This window comes from Achromobacter sp. GbtcB20 (genome assembly GCF_019091095.1).
Lineage (GTDB): Bacteria > Pseudomonadota > Gammaproteobacteria > Burkholderiales > Burkholderiaceae_B > Achromobacter > Achromobacter mucicolens.
Map to the genome: position 1 here is coordinate 1 of NZ_JAGXJZ010000090.1, position 773 is coordinate 773.

Genomic DNA, 773 nt, shown 5'->3' on the forward strand with positions numbered 1-773 from the left:
CAGGTAGGTGTACAGGTAGTCGGCGCCGCTGCCGGCCGGCGAGGATTTCGCACGCGCGATCACCGACAGATCCGGCGGCACCGCGCCGGACCAGGCTTTCGCATCGGCCGGGCGCATTGCCGTCGTCATCATCTCGCCCACTTTGTCGGCGGAGAACAACAGGTTGTTCTTGATCTGGTCCTCCGAGAGGCCCAGGTCGCGCAGGCGGTTGTAGCGCATCGCACTGGCCGAGTGGCAGTTCAGGCAATAGTTGACGAACAGCTTGGCGCCGTTCTGCAGCGACGCCATGTCGTGGCGTTCGGGTGCGCGGTCGAGCGGGAAGCCGCCTTCTGCCGCGAATGCCAGTCCCGGCACCAGCGCCAGGACCGCGATCAGTTTCTTCGTAAAGTTCATGGTTGTCCTTGGCTTGTCCGTTGATCAATGCGGGTGGAAGGTCACGCGCTTGGGCAGCGGCTTGAAGCGGCCGGCCGCGCTCCACCACGGCATCAGGAGGAAGAAGCTGAAGTACAACAGGGTGCACACCTGCGAGATGGTGGTGTACGCCGGGGTCGGCAGCTGGGTACCGAGGTAGCCCAAGGCGACGAACGAGATGCCGAACAGCGCATACACCCACTTGTGCCAGACCGGACGATAGCGGATCGACTTCACCGGCGAGTGGTCCAGCCACGGCAGGAAGGCGATGATCACCACCGACGAGCCGAACAGCACCACGCCCCAGAATTTCGCTTCCAGCACCTGCGGCAGCATGCCGATGATCAGGAGCAGGGCGATCA

Annotated in this window: 1 protein-coding gene and 1 pseudogene; both read right to left on the reverse strand. The window is 63.8% G+C overall.

The features are described 5' to 3' along the window. Positions 1 to 393, reverse strand: a 393-nt coding sequence (locus KVT32_RS27910) for a cytochrome c1 (protein WP_305864163.1), incomplete at its 3' end; no start/stop codon positions are given. Between the two features lie 24 nt (positions 394 to 417). Next, a pseudogene (locus tag KVT32_RS27915) lies at positions 418 to 773 on the reverse strand (cytochrome bc complex cytochrome b subunit); the annotation flags it as partial.